This is a genomic window from Microbulbifer sp. JSM ZJ756, assembly GCF_044383805.1.
Taxonomy (GTDB): domain Bacteria; phylum Pseudomonadota; class Gammaproteobacteria; order Pseudomonadales; family Cellvibrionaceae; genus Microbulbifer; species Microbulbifer zhoushanensis.
In genome coordinates, this window is sequence record NZ_JBISER010000022.1 from 1 (window position 1) to 6,816 (window position 6,816).

Consider the following 6,816-nt stretch of genomic DNA (forward strand, 5'->3'; position numbering starts at 1 on the left):
CGCCGCTCCGACGGTCCTGTGCATCCGGCAGGTCCAGCATACGACCCTCGATCAGCAGGTCCCACTCGTGCACGAAGTGCCAGTCCGCCCGCAGCACGTACAGGCTCGCACGGCTGTCGAAGAACTCCGGGTCCACCCGGTCCTGGCTCAGCTGGCCCAGACGGTACGCATACTTGGCCCCCAGGGTCCAGCGGCGCGTCAGGTCGTAGCTGGCGTCCACGGAGAAGATATGGCTCTTCTGGATGAACTCCGCCGCCGTATTCTCCACGGTCACCTGCCCGGCAGTGGGCACGTTGTAGAAGTAGGTGTACTTCATCAGCGTGTTCAGCCGGTCGTTGTCTACCGGGCGGTAGGCGTAGCCCATCACCGCCTCGGTGAACTTGCCGTCGTAGAACTGCCCCTGGGAGCTCTGGCTGTCGGAGTAGTTGAGCTTCGCCACCAGGCGCCAGTTCGGGTTGAGCTGGTAGCTGGCATTGTTTTTCAGCAGCCAGGTCTCCCGCTCGGACTCGGTCACGGTGTCCGCGTCCACCGGCGTTTCCATGGTGTCGGTACGGTATTCCACCGCCGACGACAGGCGCACCGCCTCGGTGCTGTAGCCGACGTTGGCGCCCACGGCACGGCGCTCGGTCTGGGCACCGGTGCGCGGGTCTTCCAGCGTGCCAGCTTCCATGCTGGTGCCGTAATGCCAGCGGTCGCTGGGCGCCAGGTCCATGCCCAGGGCATGGGTCAGGCCGGTGGAGACGTCACCGTGGGTGTAGCGCTCCTCACCGTAGACACTCAGACTGTCGGAGTAGCGACTGCGGAAGCCGCTGGCCATGTTGCCCTTGCGGGCACGCACGCCGGTATCGGTACGCTCGTTGTCGAGGGTGTAGTTCAGGTACAGGTTGGTGCGGTCGCTGATCAGGTAGTCAGTGCCGAGCCGCGCGGCGGTGCCGGTGTCTCCCTCGGACAGTTCGCTGTCGAGGGTCAGGCGCTCGCTCACCCGGTAGGCGCCGCCGAGACCGACGCGGTTGTTTTCATCGCGGTTGCCAGTCACTTCCATGGTCTGCTGCACGAAGCCGAACGCGCTCCAGTCGGCGCCGGAGTTGTAGGCCGCTTCCACTGCCACGTCGGTGCGGTCACCCTGGGTCTGGGTCGGTGCCACCACCGGTGAGTAGTCCTCGCGGGTATCGGCGCGACCACCGGTGGTCACCCGCCATTTCTCATTGATGCGGTAGCCCACGGACAGGTCGACCGCGGAGGTCTGCAGCCCGTATTCCTGCTCGCGCTGGTCGGCCTTTACGCCCACATCGAAGCGCTCGCCGATGGGCAGGTTGACGCTGGCACCGCTCTGGGTGGTGTCCTGGTTCACCAGCTGGCCCGGTGCGGCAAAGCCCGCCTCGCGCTCCTGGTGGTAGAAGGTACCTGAAGCGCGCGCCCCCTCGAACACATCCCCCAGGTGCAGGCTGCCTTCCACCTTGTTGGCGGTGGCCTTGGGATCCGGGTTCAGCGCCTCGACGGTGTCGAAGCCATCCGCACCGCTGCGGCTGAAGCTGAAGCCGCCGTCGAGGGAGGACAGGCTGTCGAGGTTATTGCCCTCGCTGGTGGCGGACTCGATCTTGACCCAGCTGCCGGCACTGGCGCGCAGGGTCAGGTCGACGCCCTGCAGGGAGGACTCGTTGTCTTCCTCATCCTGCTGGCTGCCGCTCACACCGAGTTTCACGTGGTCACCCAGCCAGTAGTGGGCACGGCCACCCACGGCCAGGGTGTCCAGCTCCTCGAAGCCCGGGGTGTATTCGTAGCGGGTCACCAGGTATTGCGGGTTGCCGTTGTAGGAACCGTCCTGGATCAGCAGGTTGTCACTGGCGATGGCCGACAGCGGGCGGTTCAGCAGGATGCGGCCCTGGATATAGTCCACGTCGTAGTCGATCACCGGGGTCAGGTTCTTGACCCCCAGCACCAGGCCGGAGTCCTTGTCCCGCACCTCGACCCGCACCCGCTCGGAGCCGGCGAGGATGTCCTGGTGGCGCAGGAAGTAGAGCGAGCCACCGGTGCCGCGGAACTCGTCGCGACCGGCGATGGTGCCGGGCTCGGCACTGAAGCCATCGATCTCGAAGCGCTTTTCGCCGAAGCTGGTGACGTCGTCGGTCTCGTAGTGCGCATTGGCACCGTAGAGGGCACGGTCGATGTGGGCCAGTTCGTTGTCGGTGTAGGAGGCCTTGAAGTTACCCCACATGCCGTAGTCGTCGTACTTGGACAGCTTGACGTAGAACTTGCCGGAGGTCGGTGCGTCTTCCACTACGGTGGAGTCGTCGCCGAAGGTCGGGTAGTAGAGGTCCGAGTCCAGGCGGCGGAACAGCGCATCCGGGGTCTTCTCCATAAAGTTGGAGAACAGCTCGTCCACCGGACCCTCTTCGGTATCGGCGCTGGCGGACAGGTTCCAGCCCTCGCCGAAGTCACCGCTGGTGTAGAACGCCAGGCGACCGTCGTAACTCACCGAGTTGTCGTAGTGGGTCTCGTCACCGGTGACCAGTGACGCCGGGCCGTTGGTGTCGTCGATGCCGATGGTCAGGTCGGCGATGCCCACGGTGAACCAGTCGTTGCGGCGGAAGCGCAGGTCGCGCAGGAACAGCTCGCCGTTGCCCTGCTCGTCCAGCACCGCCACTTCCACGGTGTGCAGGCCGCGGGTAAAGATTTCCTCGGCCACGAACTCGCCGCTGTCACTGACCGGCACCGGGCGCCCCGCCACCCATACGGTGTGGTCCTCCGGGATCTGGCCACCGTTCACCAGCACCGAGTTGCCGTCCAGCGGGATGCCCTGCCGGGCCAGGCGGTTTTCACCGTAGCCCACCAGCAGCTCCTCTTCCGGGTCGGCTTCCTGCTGCGGCGGGTCCAGCCGGTCCACCAGCCACAGGGACTGGGGTTTGGTCTCGTCGTAGCGACCCGCATCATCATAGGCGCGCAGTACATACTGGAGTTTTTTCAGCGGCGCCTCGAAGGCCTCCATGTCGGCGCTCCAGGCGCCGCGGCCGTCGATGTCCAGCGGCACCACGGCCACCGGCTCGTCGCGCACGGACTGCTCTTCCTCGAACACGCGCACTTCCGCGCGCTCGATAAAGGCCGGATAGTTGGTGTAGCGCTGGAACTCGACGCGGCTGTCATCGACCTCGGTGTCCGGGTCGTCGGCGTAGCGCACGGTGGTGGGCCAGGCGCTGACGTTGAGCCGCGGGGCCATTTTCTGGTTGTCGAAGCGGAACTGGATATTGGCCTGTTCCAGTGCCAGGTCGGTACAGCGCTGCAGGTCGGCGGAGTTGCGGTACGGGTCGTACTCGGGACTGCCGTCGACGGTAATGCGCATCAGGTTCAGCGCGTAGGGATTGTTGGCCTGTGCCTCGCGGTCGATGCGCTCGATGGCCAGGCGATCCTGCTCCGCCAGTACCGCCAGTTCGTCGTAGAGCACCTGCACTTCCACGCGGGCGCCGCCCATCTCGATAAAGCCGGTGGACACCACATCGTCGGACTGCACGTAACCGCGGCCCTCGAAGGTGACCTGCTCGTCGGTGAGGGCGAGGCGCTGCTGCACCTGTTCCATCGCCCGGCGCGCGCGGGCCCGGGACAGGCCCACGTCATCACCGTAGACCATGGCCTCGCGGCGCTCCATGCGCTCGTTGTCGGTGTAGCCGACAAAGCCCACACGCACATTGGCCTTGCCTGCCACTTCATTCATGACACTGCGGATCGCCGCCAGCTGGCCGTCAGAGATAACCGGGTCGCCCTGCTCGAAGCGGATGGTGGGCAGCGTGGTATTGGGGGATTCGTGGGCGATGGTGATGGTCTCGGCGCCGGCATTTTCCGGGCAGGCCTGGATGCCGTCACCGGCGGTTTCCATCAGGTCGTCGTACCAGAACTCCACTTCCACCCGGCGGTTCAGGGCGCGGCCCTTGGCGGTATCGTTGGCGGCGATCGGCTGGCTGGCCCCCTTGCCGGTGAAGGTCACCGCGTAAGCGGGCAGGCCCAGGGCATCCCGCACCGCCAGTGCCACCCGGCGGGCCTCCGCCTGCGACAGGGCCGTCGGGTTATCATAGAGTTCCGCCGGGCCTTCCGGCAGTGCCTGCCCATCGGTGTGGCCGACAAAGTGCACCACCAGGTTCTGGCGATCGGCCATCTGTGCGCGCACCTCGCGGATACGGCGCACGAAGGCCTCGGGCAGGTCTACCTGGCCCGGCTCCCAGCGCAGCGGCGATACCAGGTTCTTGATCCGCGCACGCTGGTCGCTGCCATCGGCATAGCGCAGCCGGCACACGGTCTCCTGACGGCACACCTTGATGCGGTTCAGGTCCAGCGCCTGGGCGCGGGCCATTTCCGCCTGTGCCGCCTCGTCCAGCTCGTCGTAGGACAGACGCACTTCCACCCGGCGGTTCTGCGCCCGCCCCACACTGGTAATGTTTTCCACCGCCGGCTCGGCATCGCCAAGGCCTTCATAGCTGACCGCGTCTTCCGGCAGGTCCAGCGACAGCTGCATATACTCCGCCACCAGCTTCGCCCGCGCGCGGGACAGTTCTTCCTTGTCCAGGTACTCCGCCAGTTCCTGCTGGCTCAGCGAACCCGCACTGGTATGGCCGACAAAGTGCAGGCGGAGGTTATGGACTTCACCCAGGGCGGCGAGTTTTTCCCGCAGGGCGGCAACCGCCTCCTCGCTGATATCGTCATCGACGCTTTCATACAGCAGCGGGCCGATCGCGTTTTCCTCGACCACCGGCTCCATCGCCTCCACGAACAGCGACGCATCCTGCACCCACTGCCGGCGCGGCTGGCCCAGGGTCATGGTCTCGGTGTTGTTGCCCACCGGCTGCTCGGTGTACTCCGCCGTGGTCTCCACATCGGTGGTGAGACCCGGGACCTGCTTCCACACTTCCCACCAGGCCGGTTCGCTCACCGCAGTGGTGGATTCCTGGGCCTGCAGCGGCAGGGCCAGCACGGCCGCCACGGCCAGGGCCAGGGGACGCAGTGCCATCGCGGGGACCTGTGGCTTGATGCCGCTATCTGTCTTGGCCCGCATGCAGGCACTGTGCTTGTTACTTTGCATAGAGGACATCACTCCCATCCCCCGATTCCATCCCCACTGCCCGGGGGCGCACCGCGCCTCCAGAACACCTCGGTTTCAATGGTCAGTTCATAATCGCCGTATTCGGCCGCCCATTCCTCGGCCACCTGCGCCTTGATCGCCTGCAGGCGACGCTCTACCAGCGCCGGATCCTCATTCTCGGCCAGGTAGGACAGACGCAGTACCGACGGGGCCTCGGCCAGTTTCTCCAGCAGCAGCTCCGTGCGCGAGTGCCACTGCGGGCGCAGCTCGGTGGTCTGCGGCTCGAACACCGCCTCGGCCAGGTCCAGGCGCACCACGCGGTGCAGGCCGGCGCCGAAGTTGAACTTGATCATCTTGCCCCGCGTGGCGCGCTGCACCCGCGGATTTTCCGTGGTGAGACGATAACCGCTGGGCAGGCTGCGGTCGTCGAGCTTCAGCACAAAGTTGGAACCGCGATCCTGGTTCGGCACCACCGCACAGGTGATATGGAAACGGCCGTGGGCATCGGTGGTGGCATTGAGGCCGGTGGCGGTCACCACCCGCGCCCCGGGCACACCGCCCTCACCGGCATCCTGGTAGCCGTTCATGTTCTTGTCGTCGTACACCTTGCCGATCACGTCGGTACAGTCGAAGGTCGGGTCGGGGATCACCCGTACCGTGGCCGAGGCCTCGCCCGACAACTGCTGGCCGGACAGGCCATTGAACAGCCGCGCACGGTTCACGTACTCGCCCTCGCCTACACCGGAACCAACCACCAGCAACAGCTTCACTGTGCGGGTCTGCTCCGGGTCGACACGCAGGCCCGACCAGCTCAGCTGCAGGCCGTTGACCTCCGGCTCGATCGCCTCGCCATCGACGCGGGCCGAGCCGGCGATGTACTTGAAGCCTGCCGGGAAGAAGTCCACCAGCTGCAGGTCCGTCAGCGGCACTGCCAGCGAGTTACTGAAGGTAATGGTGTACGGCACCAGCTGGCTGCGGGTAACGTTCAGCATCGCCGCCGTCTTGGTGATCGACAGTGCCCCATCCAGCTGCGGATCCACTGCAATGTGGTTGTTGAACAGCTGGCTCTCTCCCGGCACCTGGTTGTCATCCAGCGTCAGGCGCAGGTAGTAATCCGTCTCCGGGCTGCGCGCATCAATATCCAGCGGCGGCAGGGTCGGGGATGCCTGTGCCTCACAATAGTCCGCCGTCGCCGGCACCGCATCCGCGGCGCTGCCCAGGCAGGCCGCCACATCGAAGCCGGCGGTATCCACATTGGTCTGCGGCGGGATAATCGCCGACTCGCCCGCTACGTAGTCCTCACCGGGCAACTGAACCTGGATCAGGTAATCGGCGTTGGCCGGGCAGCCGGCACTGCTGAAGTTGATATCGAACTTGTAATAGCCGCCGGCACTGGTCACCTGGCCCTGCTGCTTCGGATCATCGAAGCAGGCGTCCGGCACTTCCGCCCCGCTCTGCACGTGCAGCATGGTGACGATGGCACCGGACACTGGAGCACGCAGCACCGAGTCATACACCACGCCATTCGGCGTCAGCGGCAGGTTCAGGTCCTGCGGGTTGGTACCCGAGCCAACAAAGATCTCGGTGATCTGCTGCGGGCCGTTGGTGAAGTCGGAATCCGCATTACCCAGTGACGCCGTGTTGGCACCGGCAGAGGGCGCAACATAGCGCAACTCGTACTCCGGGCCACCAGTGCCGTTAGGTACCAGGCCGTCGAACTGGAAGTAACCGTTCTCGTCGCTCTGCAGTGT

The 6,816-nt window shown here is 65.6% G+C and carries 2 protein-coding genes; both read right to left on the reverse strand.

Annotation, left to right across the window (positions count from 1 at the left end):
* On the reverse strand, positions 1 to 5,065 hold a 5,065-nt coding region (locus ACH6CX_RS18400), incomplete at its 3' end, for an OmpA family protein (protein WP_396676198.1).
* A gap of 8 nt (positions 5,066 to 5,073) precedes the next feature.
* On the reverse strand, positions 5,074 to 6,816 hold a 1,743-nt coding region (locus ACH6CX_RS18405), incomplete at its 5' end, for a hypothetical protein (RefSeq protein ID WP_396676200.1).